Consider the following 17,755-nt stretch of genomic DNA (forward strand, 5'->3'; position numbering starts at 1 on the left):
GCCCGCTGTTTATCGGAGTTCCCGGGCGAAACCTATTGCTGTTTTGAGTGGTTCTCGCCGCCACGAGGTTCGAGGTAAACGGCGGGAGACCGTGGCTAAAATCATGCGGGGCGGTGGGTATAGCCGGAGAGTTGAGGCGGGAAAGTGACGAAGGACGATGCACGAAGGTCGCGCATTGGGCACAAGGCTTGACTTACTATAATACCATCAAGGCTGACGATGAGTGTTCCGACCTTTCCTTGCTGCCGATTTTTTGACACAAAGTGCTGCGCCTCCATGCGCGCGAGCCCACAAGGGTGGTAGGCTACCGTATAGGCGAACCAATGGTGCGGATATTGCAACTCATTGGTCAGTATCGGGGTGCCGCCGGGGACTTACGAAAGCGGATTGGTGCAACTTGCGTGATGGGCGTCCGATGGAAGTTTATCTTGCGCAACCGCGCGGCTTCTGCGCGGGTGTGGTGCGTGCGATCGAAATCGTGGAACGGGCGCTGGAGAAATACGGCCCGCCCGTCTACGTGCGCCATGAGATCGTGCACAACAAACACGTCGTCGAGAGCCTGAAGAGCAAGGGCGCGATCTTCGTCGAGGAGCTTTCCGAGGTTCCACCGAAGGCCGTGACGGTCTTCAGCGCCCATGGCGTTGCCCGCAGCGTCGAGGAAGAGGCCGCCGCCCGCGACCTTCCGGTGCTCAATGCCACCTGCCCGCTGGTCACGAAAGTTCACAATCAGGGGAAGCGCTACATCGGCAAGGGGCGGACGCTGATCCTGATCGGCCATGCCGGCCACCCCGAGGTCGAGGGCACGATGGGCCAGGTTCCGGGGCCGGTGCAGCTCGTCCAGAGCGTTGAGGAGGTCAAGGCGCTCACATTGCCGGCGGATACGCCAGTGGCCTACATCACCCAGACCACCCTGTCGGTCGACGACACCAGGGACATCATCGCGGCCCTCCAGGCCCGCTTTACAGACATTCAAGGCCCGGATATCCGGGATATCTGCTATGCGACACAGAACCGCCAATCTGCTGTAAGGGACTTGAGCAAGCTGGTCGACGTGATCCTGGTGGTGGGCGCCGCCAACAGCTCGAATTCGAACCGGCTTCGCGAAATCGGCACTGAGGCCGGCGTCGCGAGTTATTTGATTGCCGACGGCAGCGAGCTCAATCCGGAATGGTTGAAGGATGCCAGGACCGTCGGCGTCACGGCCGGCGCTTCGGCGCCCGAGGTACTCGTGGATGACGTGATCGAAGCGATGCGGCGGATCGGACCGGTGAAGGTCTCGGTGTTGCCGGGCCGCGAGGAAAACATCGAATTCCGGCTTCCGGCCCAACTGGCTGCGAGCTGACCCACCCGAATTCAAAGCCCAGAAAGAAAACCTGTAATGGCCATCCCGTTCTTCAAGGAAATGCGTATCGGCGGCTATTTGCTCAAGCAGAAGCTGCTTGGCCGCAAACGCTATCCGCTCGTGCTGATGCTGGAGCCGCTGTTTCGCTGCAACCTCGCCTGCGTCGGCTGCGGCAAGATCGACTACCCCGACGCGATCCTCAATCGCCGCATGACGGCGCAGGAGTGCTGGGACGCGGCCGACGAGTGCGGCGCCCCGATGGTCGCCATTCCCGGCGGCGAGCCGCTGATCCACAAGGAGATCGGCGAGATCGTGCGCGGCCTCGTCGCGCGCAAGAAGTTCGTCTCGCTCTGCACCAATGCGCTGCTGCTGGAGAAGAAGCTCGATCTGTTCGAGCCTTCGCCGTATCTGTTCTTCTCCGTGCATCTCGACGGCCTGCGCGACCACCACGACAAGGCGGTGTCGCAGAAGGGCGTGTTCGACCGCGCCGTCTCCGCGATCAAGGCGGCCAAGGCGCGCGGCTTCACCGTCAACGTCAACGCCACCATCTTCGACGGCCATCCGGCCGAGGAGATCGCGAAATTCCTCGACCTCACCGTCGAGCTCGGCGTCGGCGTCTCGATGTCGCCGGGCTACGCCTATGAGCGCGCCCCGGACCAGGAGCACTTCCTCAACCGCACCAAGACCAAGAAGCTGTTCCGCGACGTCTTCGCCATGGGCAAGGGCAAGAAGTGGAACTTCATGCATTCCGGCCTGTTCCTCGACTTCCTCGCCGGCAACCAGGAATACGAGTGCACGCCGTGGGGCATGCCCGCGCGCAACATCTTCGGCTGGCAGAAGCCCTGCTACCTGCTCGGCGAAGGCTACGCCAAGACCTTCAAGGAGCTGATGGAGACCACCGACTGGGACTCCTATGGGACCGGCCGTTACGAGAAGTGCGCGGACTGCATGGCCCATTGCGGCTACGAGCCGACGGCGGCAACGGCTGCGCTGAACAACCCGCTGAAGGCGATGTGGGTATCGCTGCGCGGCATCCGGACCACGGGCCCGATGGCGCCCGAGATCGACATGTCGAAGCAGCGCCCGGCGCAGTACATCTTCTCGGCCGAAGTGCAGAAGCGCCTGTCGGAGATCCGCAAGGACGAAGCCGAGGCTGCCAAGCAGAAGGCGGCGCAGAAGGCGTCCACCGCGGCGTAAGCGCCAGTCACGGTTACGAACGAGAAAAGGCCCGGCCTCGAACGCGACCGGGCCTTTTCCTTTGCGCAGTCTCGTGAGGCTTCGAGGCACGCTGCCCGACCCAGCGTCATTGCGAGCGTAGCGAAGCAATCCAGAATCGCTCCGCGGTGGGACTCTGGATTGCTTCGCTGCGCTCGCAATGACGGCGTATGCGGCACGAGCTTGTTCTTCCATGCGCTCTCTTCTCGCAGACGCACCTGCGCGTTCTCGCGGCTGCTTTCGCCCGAGCTTTGCTGTTCGTTTCGCCCTCGAAAGACCAAAGGGCGCAGGGAAGGCCGGGCGCCGGCTGGCACCCGCGGATCCGCGTGCATCGAAAACGCACACGGGGTGGATCACAGGTGTTGCCGGTCACCCGGCCTTCCCTGCGCGGATGGTTTTAACGGTGTCCTTCGTGCTCTCCCCGGGGAGCGATGCACTATTGCCCCCGTCGCCTCGCCGCTTGTTCGATGCACGCATCCGGTCGGACACCACGCATCACCGCGAGACTTGACGCCAGCAACCGGACGTCAGGACCACACGACTTCTCCGTCCGCGGACGGCCAACCCGGAAGCGTCAAGGGCTGGCGTGTGCTCACCCCCGATGTCCAGCCTGGCCGCTGTGACCGCGCCGTGTCGTACCGCGTCGCGCATGACTCAACGGGCTGCCCGTCCCTGTCATCGCATTTCCGCGCCGGCGCTACCGCGTCCACCGCACCCCGGCCCGCATCTCGTGACGATCGCGAAGCGCCCCTCTGGCAGGGGCCGGGATGAATGGCCTATGCCACAAATCCGAAATTCGGAAAAGTGAAATATTTTCGCTGGGATGGATTGACGGGTATCAAGGTGTTTTGCCCGACGCCTCGCGCGCTGTTGGCGTAACCCCTCCACCGTCATTCCGGGGCGCGCGCAGCGCGAACCCGGAATCCCTGGCGCGTCAAGACCTGTGGCCCGATGGATTCCGGATCTGCGTGCCGACGCGCGCATCCCGGAATGACGAGGGGGCGGTGCTCCCTCCCCTCGTCCCCGAAAGCGCGATGCGATTAGGATGAATCGTCATCGCGCTTTAGGTTGTTGTTTGAGCATGATCTTTTCGAAAAACCGCTGCGCACTTTTCCGGATGATGCTTGAGGCGACAGACCTCAGGCCCGGAAGAAGGCCAGCAGGTCCGCGTTGATGATGTCGGGGTTGGTCGACGCCATCCCATGCGGCAGGCCGGGATAGGTCTTCAACGTGCCGTGCTTGACCAGCTTGATGGCGAGCTGGGCGCTGTCGGCGATCGGGACGATCTGGTCGTCCTCGCCGTGCATGATCAGCACCGGCACATCGATCTTCTTGAGATCGTCGGTGAAGTCGGTCTCGGAGAAGGCCTTGATGCAATCGTAATGCGCCTTGGCGCCGCCCATCATGCCTTGACGCCACCAATTGTCGATGAGGCCCTGGCTGACCTTGGCGCCCGACCGGTTGAATCCATAGAACGGGCCCGACGGAACGTCGCGGAAGAACTGCGCGCGGTTTGCAAGAAGCGCGGCGCGGAAGCCATCGAAGACTTCGAGCGGAAGCCCACCGGGATTGGCGGCCGTCTTGAGCATGATCGGCGGCACCGCGCCGATCAGAACCGCCTTGGCAACGCGGCCTGACTTTGCGCGCGCGACATAGTGCGCCACTTCGCCGCCACCAGTGGAGTGGCCGACGTGAATGGCATTCTTCAGGTCGAGGTGGTCGGTCAGAGCGGTGACGTCGGCGGCGTATGTATCCATCTCGTTGCCGCTGTCGGTCTGCGTCGAACGGCCGTGCCCGCGGCGGTCGTGGGCGATCACGCGAAAACCCTTCAACAGGAAGAACATCATCTGGGCATCCCAGTCGTCGGCGCTCAGCGGCCAGCCATGGTGAAAGACGATCGGCTGCCCGTCCTTGGGACCCCAATCCTTGTAAAAGATCTGGACGCCGTCCCGCGTGGTCACGAAGCCGCTCGCGGCGCGGGGGCTCGCGGTCTTGGCGGCTTGTGCATCGGCGGTTGCGCCCAGGGACGCGGCGGCGGCTAGGCCGATTCCCGCGGTGATCGCGCTGCGGCGGGTGGCTTGGTTCGGCTGACTCATGACGTTCTCCATTTGATATCGCAATAAATGATATCGCGATATAAATTAGGTCTAGGCCAGTCGGACCCCGCTGTCCAGAAAATTCGTTATCGCGATATCAATTATTGTGCTATGATCTGCTATGGCCAAGAGAAGTCCGACCAAGACAGCTGCGAAAACGCGTCCCCTGGATCGCCAGATCTGCTTCACGCTCTATGCGACCAGCATGGCCATCACGCGGGCCTACAAGCCTTTGCTCGACGAGCTGGGCCTGACCTACCCGCAATACCTCGTGCTCTGCACGCTCGGCGAAGGCGGTCCCATGACCGTGGGCGCCATCGCCACGCGACTGGACCTCGAATCCAGCACGGTGACGCCCTTGATCAAGCGGCTGGAGACCGCCGGACTGGTCGAGCGCCGGCGGGGCACGGAGGACGAACGCAAGGTCGAGGTGACGATGACCTCGGCCGGCCATGGGTTGCTGGAGCGGTCGGGATGTCTGGGCGAGTTGTTGCTGGAGCGCTCGGGCATGAACGAGAACGAGCTGGCGGCCCTGAACGAGCGCGTGCAGGCGATGCGGGCGGAAATCGTGAAGGGCTGAGTGCGCGTGGCCGGCAGCTCTTCACGAGGCGACGCGCAACCTCAGAGTTTCGCGGGCGACCGTTTCCGCGTCGGCCTCTGACGGTGACACCCGAATTGCTGCGACAGCCTCGTAGACTTACACCTGAGGGGGTATATACTTTACTGTACACACAAGGGGCCCACCAATGCCCGAGATCGCCAAGGTCTTCAAATCCGGCAACTCCCAGGCCGTCAGGCTACCGAAGGACTTTCATTTCTCGGTCGATGAAGTCGAGGTGTCGCGTGAAGGCGACGCCGTGATCCTGCGCCCGAGGCGGAACGCCTCCAGACCATGGGCCTCGCTTCGTGAGGCCGTCGCGCGCGGCTTCAGCCCGGACTTCATGGCTGAGGGTCGCGAGCAGGCTGAGCTTCCGGGGCCCATAGAGAGATCAGGAGTTCAGCGCCACCAATTCGCATTGGTTCGTTTGAATTGCCACTGCTCGGTTGAAAATGGTTCGGCAGCTCCCGTACCGTCAATTGTCAGAACTAAAGCGCCCGCCCCACACTCGCCGTCCGGCGCCGAAAGGGTGAACCGGACACCTGGCTTCGCATACCTTTGGATGATCACACTCTGCCACATTGCGGGCAGCGGCAGCATGAAGGTGATGCGATCGAGACTGAGCTCCTTGCCCACCACACGAAGCCTGGCCAGCATGTAGTCGGAGCCGAAGGGCGCCACCCAAATCTTAACGCCATCAATCGAGAGCCGCCGAATGGGCTGGAATGGGCGTTCGCAATGTGCAACGCACGCCGGATATTCGGTTCCCACCGTTATCCGCTTTTGAGGTGGCAGAGGATCTTCCTCGACTAACCACCACTTGCCGTCAGATTTCGCCAGATTTGCATGGAGACGAGCCGCGCTGCATCTTTGCTCGCCTGCGTGGACGGCGCCACAGAGAAAGATCAATAGCAAGCAAAGGAACCCAATTGGCTTCATCTCGGGTGCGCTCATTTTTGCTTTCAGAAAGAACGTGCTCGGGAAGAGATGGGCTTCGCAAGCGTTCAAGCAACACTACGAAATCACGTTGGCGGCGAGGCAAGTCGCTCTACAAAGATAAACAGAAAGGGCCAGATCTCGTCAGCCCGTAGGATAGACTGAGCCCCTCGCGAAAACCCATCGCACTTGTTCCGCGGCAACATTTCGCCATACGACTACCGTGCTTCGCGCACCCCCGCCCGACCCGCCGCCTTCGCCGCCTTGATGAGCTTGCGATCGAAGGTGAGGAAGGCCTCGCAATGTCCGGATCTCGTCAGGTGCAGCGCGTCGGCGAAATCCATTCCCGTCTCGGCGAGGTCGAGTGCCGCCGCAACCATCGCGCCGTCTTCGACCGTGACGGTCGGAAGCCCCGCGAAGACGCGAAGCGCGTGCACGATGTCAGCGGCCTGATAACCGTACGCGCTTCGCAGCACCCACTCGACTTCGAGCAGCACCGTGACGGCGGCGAAGACGCTCTCGCCGTCGATCAAGGCGCGAGCACGTGCGGATTGGGCGACGTGATCGCCGGTCAGGTAGCGGACGATCAGATTGGTATCAATCGCGAGCATGGCGCCGCCTGGCTTCGGCAAGCACGGCTGCGTCCATCTCGTCCAGCGTCTTCGGCTTGCCCTTGTAGGCCAGGACGCCGAACACGTCCTTCGGCCGCGTCTCGGCAAAAGCCGGCGCCGGCTTCAGGAGCACGCCCTCCGGCGTATCCTCGACCGTGAGCCGCGTTCCCGCCCCCCATTCCCGCCGCTGACGAATGGCGCTGGGCAGGATGACCTGTCCCTTGGTGGAAACGGTGGTGGTGGTGAGCTTTTTCGCGCCGGCCATGGCCCGAGCTTCCTGATGTAAGACGAAAGTAAGATAGGCTCGGGTGGGCTCGCAAGCAAGCCGGGGTGACGGCGTCGAAATTGCATTGAGTGAAGGCGACCTCACCCGTGACGACAATTACGCTGTCCAAATGAAAAGGCCCGGTTGCCATCAGCGACCGGGCCTTTGCCAAATCCGCTCGAAGAACCCGCTCAGGCAGTCTCGGACACCAGCGCCTCGGCGCCCGCGAGCTCGGTGCCGATCAGGAAGTCCCGGCAGCCGCGCAAGGATCGCAGCGCGCGGTTGAAATCGATGCCGGTCGAGACCAGCGCATGCAGCGTCGTCGGATTGCGCACGATGCCGCGCAGGACGGCCGGCAGGTCGATCTGGCCGTTCGGCTTGATGGCGGCGCGGGCGAGCGCCGGCAGCGCGCGATGGGCGGGGTCGCTGATGACGCGGACCGCGGCGAACGGCAGGCCGGCCTCGGCGGCGTAGGCAGCCGCGATGTGGCTCTCCATGTCGACGGCGAATGCCCCGGTCTCCGAATGCAGTGCCGCCTTGCAGGAGCGCGCGGTGACCACCTCTTCGGCGCCGGCGAGGCTGCCGCGCACCACGCGGCGGCGGCCCGAGGTCAGCCGCTCGATCAGGTCGTCGCCAAGCGACAGCCCGGCAGCCCAGCGGGTATCCCCGGACAGCACCTCGGTCGCCAGCACGACGTCGCCGGAGCGCAAGCTCGGGTCGAGCCCGCCGGCAACGCCGAACGAGATCACGCCGCGAATCGTCTCAGGATCGACCACGGTCAGAAGTGCCCGCAACTGGGTCGGGCTGCTGGATGAACAGATGACCGCCATTCCGGGCCCGGCCGCGATGCGGGCCTCCTGAACGAGTCCGGTCACAATCAATATCGGCCGGGAATCGATGGCTTGAGCCCCGGTAACAAAGTCCCCCGTCCCCAAAGTCACATTCCGACCCCTACCACCCTGCTGTTGGTGTTCCGCAAGTTCCGATACCGCGCCAATGCCCACAGCGGGAAGAACTTCGGGTAACCATGATAACGTAGGTAGAATACACGGGGGAAGCCTGTGGCGGTGTACCGCTGCTCGTCCCACAGTCCTTTTTTGTTTTGTGTTGCAATCAGGTACTCCACCCCGCGGGCGACGGCCGGGTGATCAACCTCGCCTGCCGCCATCAGGGCAAGCAAGGCCCATGCCGTTTGCGAGGCCGTCGAGGGGGCAGCCTCCCATCCCCGGTAGTCCAGCCGGTAGCTGACGGCGTCCTCGCCCCAGCCGCCATCCTCGTTCTGGATCGAGGTCAACCAGGCCGCGGCCCTGCGGATCATGGGGTCCTTGTGATCGACCCCGGCCATGTTGAGGGCACAGAGCACCGACCAGGTTCCGTAGATGAAGTTCATGCCCCAGCGGCCGTACCAGGACCCTTCCGGATGCTGGGTCTTCCGCAAATAGGCGATCCCTGCGGCGACGTGCTTGCTGGTCTCCTCGGTCTCGCCGAGCTGGGCCAGCATCGAGATGCAGCGCGCCGTGACGTCCTCGGTCGGCGGGTCGAGCAGCGCGCCGTGGTCGGAGAACGGGATGTTGTTCAGGTAATATTCGAGGTTGTTGACGTCGAAGGCGGCCCAGCCGCCGTCGTCGCTCTGCATCCCCTCGATCCACTCCCGGCCGCGGGCGATCGCGGCGTCGTAACCGGACGCGCCGTGCTCCCGGCGCATGCGGTCCATCGACATCACCACGACGGCGGTGTCGTCGAGATCGGGGTAATGCGGGTTGTTGTACTGGAAGGCCCAGCCGCCGGGGCGCACGTCGGGCCGCTTCACCGCCCAGTCGCCCTTCACCTCGAGCTCCTGCTTCGGGATCAGCCAGTCGAGTCCCTGCTTGGCCGCCGGCACCGCCTTGTCGCCGCCCGCTTCCAGCAGCGCGTGGGCGGTCAGCGTCGTGTCCCACACCGGCGAGACGCAGGGCTGGCAATAGGCCTCGTCGCCGTTGATCACGAGCAGCTTGTCGATACCCCGGCGCGTCGTTGCCCGCGGCGGATAATTCTCATCCTTGCCGAGCGCGTCGTACATCATGACGATGTTGGCCATCGGCGGGTAGATCGCGCCCATGCCGTCCTCGCCGTTGAGCCGCTCCTCGGTGAAGGCGAGCGCGGCGTCGATGGCGCGCTTGCGCAGGCTCTTGGGAAACATCGGCTCGATCACGCGCAAGATCGCGTCGAGCGAGCGGAATAGCAGGAACCACGCCATGCTCTGGTGCGGCGCCTTCGCGGTCATGCCGATCGAGCGCGGATCCTGCAGGAACAGCTCGTCGATGCCGACGCCCTTCGGGTTCTTCGCGCGCGGTTTCAGCGCGGCGATCACCATCAGCGGCACCATGGTGGTGCGCGCCCAATAGGAGATCTTGTTGAGGTGGAACGGCGACCAGAACGGTAGCAGCACGATCTCGATCGGCAGCACCGGCACCGCGCGCCAGGACAGGACGCCGAACATCGCCAGCGTGAAGCGGGTGAAGACGTTGCTGTGTATCGCGCCACCGCGCGAGCGGATCGCCTCGCGCGCACGCACCATGTGCGGCGCATCGACGGAGTCGCCGATCATCTTCAGCGCGAAGTACGCTTTCACGCTGGCGCTCATGTCGAACGCACCGTCATGGACCAGCGGCCAGCCGCCATGGGCGCCCTGGATGCGGCGCAGATAGTTGCCGATCCTGGCCTCGATCGCGGTATCGACCGGTTCGGCGAGATGGTGCCGAAGCAGAATGTATTCTGCAGGGATCGTGGCGTCAGCCTCGAGCTCGAACACCCAATGACCGTCGGATTGCTGGAGGCCGAGGACGCCCTCGGTGGCCGACGCAATGCTCGATTCCAATTTCTTCGATTCCAGGGCTTCGCGGCTGGTCGCGTTCACGGAATCCATGTCGCTCGATTGCTCCGATAGTCGATTGAAATTGACCGGGATATTTGCCCGTCAGGGCCGCTGCGCGGCCAGCACCAGATCGGCAGCGCGATCGCCGGACCGGACCGATCCCTCGATCGTTGCAGGCAATCCCGTAGCAGTCCAGTCGCCGGCGAGAAACAGGTTTTTCAGCGCCGTGACCGGTCCCGGACGCAGGGCATTCTGCGCCGGCGTCGCGGCAAAGGTGGCGCGGCGCTCGCGCACGATCTGCCAGGGCGGCAATTGCGGCGGCAGCTCGCCGGACAGGCCGGCGGCCTTGCAGACGTCGTTCCAGATCGCCTGCGCGAGCTCCTCACGCGGCATGTCGACCAGACGGTCGCCATTGCTGATGGTGACGGAAAGCCGGTTCGGGAACGCGAACAGCCATTCCACCACGCCGCCGATCACGCCGAGGATCGGAGCCGAGCCCGGCGGCGGCTCAAAACGGAAATGCGCGTTCACGATGGCGCGGAATTCGGTCGGCGTCTTCAGGCCCGGCAGCAGGCTCGCGGCAGCACGCGGCGGCACCGCCATCACGACGACATCGCCCTCGCCGATCTGGATCACATCCTCGCCGCCGAAGTTCAATGCGCCGACCTTGCCGTCGATGGTCGCGAACGAGCGCAGCTCATGGCCGAGCTGAACCGAGTGGCCCCGCTCCTGCAGGAATTTCACCGCAGGCTCGATCAGAACGGCGCTGAGGCCGTCGCGCGCGATCAGGGGACGGCAGGCCTGCCCGCCCGCGAGCAGCGTCTCGCGCACGATCGCGCCGGCGAGACCGGCCGAACCCTCGGGCGGATCGACGTTCAGCGCAGCCAGCAGCAGCGGCTGCACCAGGCGCTGATAGAGCACGCCCTCGCAGGGAATCGACTTGCCGACCAGCGTCTCCTCCGACGCCCAGATCAGCGGCGCCAGCTTGAGATAGTCGGTGAGGCCGGTGTCGGGAACGCGGCGGCTCTCGTCGAGCACCCAGGTCGGCAGCCGGCCGGCGCCGAGATCGATCTGCCAGCGCTGGCCGGTCTTGATGTCGACGAAGGGAAACTGCGCGCTCTCGGGACCGACGAGGCCCGCTTCGGTGCCGATCGATCGGGCATAGGCGCGCGCATGGCTGTTGCCCGACAGCAGCAGATGATTCCCGTTGTCGATGGTGAGGTTGGTGGCACCGTCGAAATAGGACCGGCAGCGGCCGCCGGCCTGGTGCGTCGCCTCGTGCACGGCAACCTTGAATCCGGCATTGGCGAGCCGCACGGCGGCGGAGAGGCCGGAAATTCCAGCGCCGATGATGTGAGCTGTCTTTTGCATCAGATGAAAGCGTAACGGAGCAGGATCAGGATGCGCGTGATCTTCGACACACGCACCGGCTCGCGCGGCGCGGTGAAACCGCGCGCGATCAGGAGATCCAGAATGGAGTGGTAATATTTCGACATGATCCGCGGCGCGCGCACCGCGCGGCGCTTGTTGCGGTTCATGATCTCGTCCGACTTCTCGAAATGAGATTTCGCGCGCTGCGCCAGCGGCAGGCAGACCTTCGGTAGCGCGCGCTCGGCGATCACGCGGTTCGGATCATTGGAGGTGATGCCGGCATGCAGCAGCGCTTCCCGCGGCAGATAGAGCCGGCCGAGGCCGGCATCCTCGTCGAGGTCGCGCAGGATATTGGTGAGCTGCAGCGCGCGGCCGAGATGGTACGCGAGCAGGATTCCGTCTTCCTCGGGCATGCCGAACACCCGCACCGACAGGCGTCCCACGGCGCTGGCGACACGATCGCAATAGAGATCGAGCGTCGCCATGTCGGGGGCGCGAATGTCCTGCGGCACGTCCATCTCCATGCCGTCGACGATCGCGAGAAAATCCTCGCGTTTCAGCCCGAAGGTCTTCACCGAGGAGACGTAGTCCTTCAGACGCGGCGGCGGATTGCCCCGGTAGAGCGCATCGATGTCGTTGCGCCATTCCTGAAGCGCGGCGAGCCGCTGTTCGCGCGGCCCGTCGGAATCGGCAATGTCGTCGACCTGGCGGCAGAAGCTGTAGATCTGGAACATCGCTTCGCGCTGGTCGCGCGGCAGGATGCGCATCGCGGCATAGAACGAGCTGCCGGATGCGGTCGAGCCGTAACTGGCGCCGGGCGTGGTCGCCTCAAGCGTCATGTGCAGTCCCCGGTCTGGAAATGGCCTTGCGTCCGATCGCGCGGCGGCCGACCTCGCCGATCATCCCGGCGATGCTGAAGGCGAGCAGCTCGAGCTTGTTCAGATGCACGCGCTCGCGCAGGGGATCGCGCACCTTGAGCAGACGCACGATACGATCGGCATAGGCCTGGATCACCGAGATGTCGACGCCGAGACGAAAATCCTTCACCTCCGCGCTCAGCGACTTGCTCTGGTGGAGCAGCGCCTCGTTGCGCGCGGCGAGCGCCTGAAGGCAGGCCAGCATTGCCGGCGGCGATTGGGCGAGGCCAAGCTGCTCGACCGAGGCGCCGTGTGCTGCCAGCGCATCGCGCGGCAGATAGACCCGGTTGAGCTCGCGGAAATCCTTGCCGCAATCCTGGAGATGGTTGTTGATCTGAAGCGCCGCGCAGAGCGCGTCCGATGCCGCCCAGGTCGAGGTGCTCTCGCCATGTACGTCGAGCATGAAGCGGCCGACCGGCATCGCCGAATAGCGGCAATAATGGATGACCTCGTCCCAGGTCTCGTAGCGCAGCTTGGTCACGTCCATGCGGAACGCGACCAGCACGTCGAGCGCGTGACGCGGCGCCATGCCGCGCTCGGCCAGCGCACGGCGCAGAGTGACGGCCTCCGCCTGGGTCTCGCCCTTGCCGAGCAGTTCCGCCTCCAGCAGATCGAGATAGGCGAGCTTCTGGTCGGGCGGCAGCGTCGCGTGGTCGGCGATGTCGTCGGCCGTGCGGACGAAATTGTAGTAGGCCAGGATCAGGGCGCGATGACGCGGATGAATGATCCAGGACGCGACGGGAAAATTCTCGTCGTGGTCACCCTTGCCGGATCGCAATTCGCTCGCAGAGATCATCGAGGGCTGGTCTACAATCGTTTGGACTGGAAGGCTTTTTCACTCGCGCGGGCTCATGCCCGGCGATGCCGCCGCGGCCCCATATAGGGGAATACGGCCGCAAAACCAATCCTGTCTGTCGATGGCTGCCCTTCCGGATCGGGCCCAAAGGCGGCTCCAGGATCCGCCTTTGGGGGCCAATGGCCGAGCTTATTGGTTGTGGTTCTTCAGCACCTGATCGCAGGCCTGCGAGATCTTGGCCCGGTTCTCCTTGAGGCAGGCCAGGATGGTGAAATCGCCCTGATCGATGACGGGACGGCAGAACTTCTGCACGTCACGCGTGCAGGCCTTCTGCTCGGCGTCCGTGCCACGCCCTTGCTGGGCGAACGCCGCCGTCGAAAGGGATGCCGACAGCAGGGTGAGAGCGACGAGAAGATTACGCATTGTTTTCCTTCATTCTGACGGCAGAATCGCACCGGACCCGGACTGCACAGGGCGGACGACCGGAACGGATTGTTCTGATGGCAAGTCGCCGCGGGAGAGCGGCCCGGAGAAGGCACAAGCACTGGCAAATGCGGCCAAATTGGCGCCACACCCGCCGAATCAGGTCTTCCCCGCGCTTTCATTCGCAGACGTAAGGTTCTGATACTACGTCATAATTCAGAATATCTGCGTTTTAGTGCATACCTGTTGCAGAGCTGCATCTATCCGCCCTGCCTTTCCCGCCGGAAACACGCCGAAACATGGTAAATTGACGATTCAAACCTGGCGCGAGGCGTCGTGAACCGCCATCTCTGGCGGCCGGGCGTTGAACCTGACACTGGCTCGGAGCACTAAACTTTCGATGTGGCGAGACGTTCTAATCGTAAGCGAACGTCGTTCCAAAACGGGATATTTGCGATGAAATTCTTTGGGCGATCTGGACTGGCAATCACGGCGGCCGGCATCGGGGCGCTGCTCCTCTCAGTTTCGGCGAGCCATGCTCAGTCGTCCGGACCGTTTGCCGGCTTCGACGGTGCGTGGACCGGCACCGGCACGGTGTCGTTGTCCGACGGCTCCACCGAGCGCATTCGCTGCAAGGCGGACTACAAGGTCGCCGGCAGCGGCCTCAACCTGAAGCAGGCGCTGAACTGCGCGTCCGACAGTTACAAGTTCAACCTCACCAGCGACGTGACGAGCCAGGGTGACCGCATCTCCGGCAACTGGAGCGAAGCGAGCCGCAACATCTTCGGCAATCTCCAGGGCACCGCAGGCGGCGGCCAGATCGACGTGTTCGTCGAAGCCAACGGCTTTGCCGCCAATCTGTCGCTCCGCACCAACGGCACCAAGCAGACCGTGCAGATCTCCTCCAAGGGCGAGATCCGCGGCGTCAACATCACGATGACGAAGAGCTGACGCCCTTCCCGCTTCGAAAGGATACAGCCTCCGGTTCTCGCGACCCGGAGGCTTTTTGCTGACATCGTTGCGGACATGGACCCAACTCGCAGACATGTGCTGAAGGCCATCGGGCTCTTCGCCGCCAGCCCCGCCTTCGCCAACGATCAACCGCGGGTCCGGCGGGAGACGAACATGCAACCCTCGTCAGCGAGGCCGCGTCACGTGCTCTGCTTTCTCGGCAAGGACGAAAGCCTGCTGCATCCGCCGGAGGCGGTGGCCAGGACGATCGCCGATTTCAACTTCGAGATCGACCGCACCTATTCGCAGGCCAAGCCCGATCCGCACATGGAGCGATCGTTCGGGGTGTGCTGGGACCGGGTCTTCCCGAACGCATGGTCCGCTGCGGACGAAGCAGCCGTGGTCAACCACAAGGCGGTCCTGTACGTGCTGAGCCCGCCCATGGAGCAGCAGAAGACGGTCGCCTGTTCGGCCGCCGCTTTGCGCATCGTCGAGGAGATGATCGAGGCCGGCGCGACCGCCGTGAAGGGCGAGAGCGCGGGCGTTGCTCATGGCCTCGCGCGATGGCGCAGTCTCGCCGATCAGGCGCGCAAGGGCGCCAGCTCCGGCCAGGGCCTTGCCGTGACTCCCGCTGTCGCCAAGGCATGCCGCCTCGCCTTCGCCAAGCGCCCGCTCGGCGGCGACACCTACAACGAAAGCGTCGGCTTCCACCTCGTTGGACTGCCGGAAATCTATGTCGCGAAGGCGCGCGGCAGCGACCGGAATGCGGCGAAGCTGATGGACGAGATCGCGGACGCAATGGCCGAGCGCGGCGTCGACGCGACGCTGCGCGATCGCAAGCTCGCGCTGTCGCGGGAGCAGGACTACGCCGAGGGCGACTTCAAGTTCAATCCGTACGGGATCGTCCGTATCGAGGCCTGAAAGCGCTGGCCGCCTTCGCAGCCCTGCCGTTCAGATCGCGGGCTTGTCAGAGCCCTGCAACTTCCCGTGCAGATTGATCAGCCACATCGCCGTCGGCCGCAGGATGAAGAGGTCGGCGACGAGGGCCATGACCATCGAGAAGGCGCTGAGCCAGCCGAACAGTCGCAGCGACGGCAGGTCGGAGAACACGGTGACGACGAGGCCGCAGGCCAGCACCACCGTGGTCAGGATCAGCGCCGGACCAACCAGCACGGTGGCCCGCTCGACCGCGAGCGCTGAGCCGACGCCCGGCTTGCTCTCGAGCCTCAAGCGGTTGAGGAAGTGGATGGTCGCGCTCAAGCCCAGGCCGAACGAGACGGTGAGCGCGACGACGCTGGCGAATTGCAGCCCCTCACCCATCGCCCACAGCACCGTGCCCGACATCACCACCGGAAAGATGCCCGGCAGAATGCAGGCCAGCATCACCACCCAGGAGCGGAACGCGAGGCCGATGAAGATCGCGACCAGCGCGAATTCGATAGTGAGGCCGTGGTTCAGCTTCTCGATCATGCTGGCCGAGTTGCGCGCGGCGATGGCGGCAAGACCCGTCACCGCGATCTCGTAGCCGGGATGCTTCTTGCGGACGGCATCGAGCTCGGAATCGAGCTTGTCGACGATCGGCAGGAGCTGGCTGGAATCCTTGTCCGGCACGCGGCCGGCGACCACGACGGCATCCTGCTCGGCATCGATGAACCGCCGCACCAGATGCTCGGGGATGACGTTGACATATTCCTTCAACGTCGCGACGTCGGCGCTGCCCGCCTTCTCGGCCAGCCAGCGGCGCAGCGTCTCCAGCGACCAGACGTTGCCGACACCGGCCGCCTTCTCCACGGTCGAATGCACGTCGGCGATCGTCTGGAGCGTCTCCGGCGAATAGAGCGATTCGCCCTTGGGGAATGCGATCAGCACGTTGACGGGGTTGGCGCCGGTGAGCTTGGCGTCGAGCCGGTCACTGGCGGCAACCGCCTGGCGCTTGTCCGGCACCTGGTCGGCGAGCCGGTAGCGCGGCTCCAGATTGGCGTAGATGACGCCGAGGCCGCCGACGAACAGCACCGCGATCAGGCTGAACAGGCCGGGCCGGCCGACCATGCGCACCGCGATCCAGTAGCAAAAATTGCGCAGGGCCTGGACGCCGGCATCGGCGCTCTGGAACTTGACGGCGAACACCTTCTCGTTGCGCACGAGCAGCACGCCGAACACCGGCACCAGCGACAGCACCGCGACCAGCGCGATGATGGTGGCGGCGAGGCCCGCCTCGCCAAACTTGCGGATCAGGTCGGAGTCGGAGAATTGCAGAGCGATGAAGGAGATGCCGGCAGTGCCGTGCGTCAGCACGCAGGCCGGCCCCACCACCAGCACTGCATTCTTGAACGCGGTGAACTTGTCCTGGCCTGCGATCAGCCGGTCGCGCGCGGCGAAGGTGAGCTGCATCGAGTCCGAAAAGCTGATGACCATGATGAGCGGCGTCATCACGTTCAGGAACATGTTGAGATTGAAATTGGCCCAGCCGAGCGCGCCGAGCGCCAGCAGGATGGCGATCATCGGCGGGAACGCCGCCGCAACCATGAACGAGATCTTGCGGAAGAAGATGATGGCGATGATGCAGCCGGCGAGGATGCCGAGGATGTTGTAGGTCAGCCCGTCGCGCTCGACCGCGTTGCGGATCTCGAGCTGCATCACCGGCACGCCGGAGAGCTGCACGTTGAGCCCGGTGTCGCCGAGATCCTCCTTCATCAGGGCGCGGATGTCGCCGACGGTCTTGGTCAGCTTGTTGGAGCCGACCACTTCGGGATCGAGCGACAGCACGATCAGCGCCAGCGTGCCGTCCTCCGACAACAGCTTGCCGCGAATGATCTCGTTGTTCTTGACGGTCTCGATGAACTTGTCATACGCCGCGCCCTCGGACAGCTCGGCCGGGAACAGGGCCGCAGGCAGCTTGCCCGGCGCCGGCGCCTGGCGCGCCGAGAACAGCGAGACCAGCCCGCGCGTGCCTTCGACCAGTTGCAGGTCGGTAACGAAGTCGCGCAACTTCTCCAGGTTGTTCCGCGCCAGCAGGGTCTTGCCCTCGACCACGACGAGGACGTCGAACTCCTCCGCGGGGAATTTCTTCGTCACCTCTTCGTACTGGCGGAATTCGCGGGTGTCGGAGCGGAACAGCTGCGACAGCGAATCGTCGATCTTGATGCGGTAGATGCCGAACACCGCGCCGACGATCAGGGCGAGCAGGACGATGCAGGAGACGATCGGCGCCCGGACGGCGATCAGCCCGAGCCGCTCCAGCCCGAAGGCGATCGAGGACGTAGGTCCCTGCTCGAGCTTGTCGACATGAACCTCATTCTCGCTGTGCTTTTCGAGCATGCCTTGTCCAGTTCCTAAATCGGCTCAGTCTTGAGAGCTTATTGCGCTCCGCGAGCGGCTTG

At 64.2% G+C, this 17,755-nt stretch carries 16 protein-coding genes and 1 pseudogene; 6 read left to right on the forward strand and 11 right to left on the reverse strand.

All coding sequences use genetic code 11. The features are described 5' to 3' along the window. Positions 1–415 precede the first annotated feature (415 nt). Entirely contained in the window at positions 416–1,342 is a 927-nt protein-coding gene (ispH, locus tag AX729_RS01650; protein WP_061020155.1) for a 4-hydroxy-3-methylbut-2-enyl diphosphate reductase, read from the forward strand. A gap of 36 nt (positions 1,343–1,378) precedes the next feature. Then, positions 1,379–2,539 (forward strand): adenosyl-hopene transferase HpnH, encoded by a 1,161-nt coding sequence (gene hpnH, locus AX729_RS01655; protein WP_061020156.1) that lies wholly within the window; start codon positions 1,379–1,381, stop codon positions 2,537–2,539. A 1,157-nt stretch (positions 2,540–3,696) separates the two neighbouring features. Here hpnH and AX729_RS01660 read toward each other — a convergent pair. Next, positions 3,697–4,653 carry an alpha/beta fold hydrolase gene (locus AX729_RS01660; RefSeq protein ID WP_082770316.1) on the reverse strand — a complete coding sequence of 319 codons (957 nt, stop codon included), beginning with the start codon at positions 4,651–4,653 and terminating at the stop codon, positions 3,697–3,699. A gap of 121 nt (positions 4,654–4,774) precedes the next feature. Here AX729_RS01660 and AX729_RS01665 point away from each other — a divergent pair, with 121 nt between their 5' ends. Further along, positions 4,775–5,233: a MarR family winged helix-turn-helix transcriptional regulator gene (locus AX729_RS01665; RefSeq protein ID WP_061020158.1), complete on the forward strand. Its 459-nt coding sequence runs from the start codon at positions 4,775–4,777 to the stop codon at positions 5,231–5,233. 166 nt (positions 5,234–5,399) lie between these two features. Beyond that, positions 5,400–5,654, forward strand: a pseudogene (locus tag AX729_RS38370) (antitoxin); the annotation flags it as partial. Here the strand turns inward: AX729_RS38370 and AX729_RS40335 are convergent. The 9 genes from AX729_RS40335 to AX729_RS01710 all read right to left on the reverse strand — a co-directional run bounded on the left by AX729_RS40335 (position 5,651) and on the right by AX729_RS01710 (position 13,424). Next, complete coding sequence (locus tag AX729_RS40335; protein WP_061020159.1) at positions 5,651–6,205, reverse strand: hypothetical protein; 555 nt, start codon at positions 6,203–6,205, stop codon at positions 5,651–5,653. The pseudogene AX729_RS38370 and the gene AX729_RS40335 overlap by 4 nt on opposite strands. 200 nt (positions 6,206–6,405) lie before the next feature. Then, the gene (locus tag AX729_RS01675) at positions 6,406–6,798 is read right to left on the reverse strand and encodes a type II toxin-antitoxin system VapC family toxin (RefSeq protein ID WP_061020160.1); all 393 of its coding nucleotides are present in this window, start codon (positions 6,796–6,798) and stop codon (positions 6,406–6,408) included. After that, a complete protein-coding gene (locus AX729_RS01680; RefSeq protein ID WP_061020161.1) occupies positions 6,785–7,063 on the reverse strand; it encodes an AbrB/MazE/SpoVT family DNA-binding domain-containing protein in 279 nt (92 codons plus the stop codon). Before AX729_RS01680 ends, AX729_RS01675 begins: the two co-directional genes overlap by 14 nt. 191 nt (positions 7,064–7,254) lie before the next feature. Then, on the reverse strand, positions 7,255–8,004 hold the full coding sequence (locus tag AX729_RS01685; protein WP_061020162.1) for a phosphorylase: 750 nt from the start codon (positions 8,002–8,004) through the stop codon (positions 7,255–7,257). Continuing rightward, complete coding sequence (gene shc, locus AX729_RS01690) at positions 8,001–9,968, reverse strand: squalene--hopene cyclase (RefSeq protein WP_061020163.1); 1,968 nt, start codon at positions 9,966–9,968, stop codon at positions 8,001–8,003. Before shc ends, AX729_RS01685 begins: the two co-directional genes overlap by 4 nt. Positions 9,969–10,019: 51 nt before the next feature. Beyond that, on the reverse strand, positions 10,020–11,288 hold the full coding sequence (gene hpnE, locus AX729_RS01695; protein ID WP_061020164.1) for a hydroxysqualene dehydroxylase HpnE: 1,269 nt from the start codon (positions 11,286–11,288) through the stop codon (positions 10,020–10,022). After that, on the reverse strand, positions 11,288–12,127 hold the full coding sequence (hpnD, locus tag AX729_RS01700) for a presqualene diphosphate synthase HpnD (protein WP_061020165.1): 840 nt from the start codon (positions 12,125–12,127) through the stop codon (positions 11,288–11,290). The genes hpnE and hpnD overlap by 1 nt, the downstream gene beginning before the upstream one ends. Next, entirely contained in the window at positions 12,117–13,001 is an 885-nt protein-coding gene (gene hpnC / locus AX729_RS01705) for a squalene synthase HpnC (RefSeq protein WP_061020166.1), read from the reverse strand. Before hpnC ends, hpnD begins: the two co-directional genes overlap by 11 nt. 189 nt (positions 13,002–13,190) lie before the next feature. After that, entirely contained in the window at positions 13,191–13,424 is a 234-nt protein-coding gene (locus AX729_RS01710; protein ID WP_025035011.1) for a hypothetical protein, read from the reverse strand. A 456-nt stretch (positions 13,425–13,880) separates the two neighbouring features. Between AX729_RS01710 and AX729_RS01720 the strand changes: the two genes are divergently transcribed. Both AX729_RS01720 and AX729_RS01725 read left to right on the forward strand, forming a co-directional pair. After that, complete coding sequence (locus tag AX729_RS01720; RefSeq protein WP_061020167.1) at positions 13,881–14,375, forward strand: hypothetical protein; 495 nt, start codon at positions 13,881–13,883, stop codon at positions 14,373–14,375. 75 nt (positions 14,376–14,450) lie between these two features. Beyond that, entirely contained in the window at positions 14,451–15,296 is an 846-nt protein-coding gene (locus AX729_RS01725) for a hypothetical protein (protein WP_061020168.1), read from the forward strand. 30 nt (positions 15,297–15,326) lie between these two features. On the opposite strand, the gene AX729_RS01730 is transcribed toward AX729_RS01725, so the two are convergent. Further along, positions 15,327–17,693 carry an efflux RND transporter permease subunit gene (locus AX729_RS01730; RefSeq protein WP_061020169.1) on the reverse strand — a complete coding sequence of 789 codons (2,367 nt, stop codon included), beginning with the start codon at positions 17,691–17,693 and terminating at the stop codon, positions 15,327–15,329. Between the last annotated feature and the right edge of the window lie 62 nt (positions 17,694–17,755).

The sequence above is a fragment of the Bradyrhizobium sp. CCH5-F6 genome, assembly GCF_001556045.1.
In the GTDB taxonomy this organism is placed as follows: domain Bacteria; phylum Pseudomonadota; class Alphaproteobacteria; order Rhizobiales; family Xanthobacteraceae; genus Bradyrhizobium.